Genomic DNA, 223 nt, shown 5'->3' on the forward strand with positions numbered 1-223 from the left:
CCGAGGCCACGCCGATACGGCGGGTCGAGGTGATCACGGGCGTGGAGCGGCGCCGGGATTGGTCGGATGAGCAGAAGCTTTCGATCATCGCGGAGAGCTGCCAGGACGGCGCCGTGATTTCGGACGTGGCTCGGCGTCATGGTTTGCGGCCTCAGCAATTGTTCAATTGGCGCAACGAGTTTCGCAAGCGGAAGACCGGGCTCGTGTTTGGAACGCCGGCCTT

The 223-nt window shown here is 63.7% G+C and carries 1 protein-coding gene; it reads left to right on the forward strand.

The window, feature by feature from the left end; all coding sequences use genetic code 11:
• Positions 1-223: transposase (locus KKP04_RS15410; RefSeq protein ID WP_215033576.1), on the forward strand; the 223-nt coding region annotated here is incomplete at both ends.

This window comes from Rhodomicrobium sp. Az07 (genome assembly GCF_018619475.1).
Lineage (GTDB): Bacteria > Pseudomonadota > Alphaproteobacteria > Rhizobiales > Rhodomicrobiaceae > Rhodomicrobium.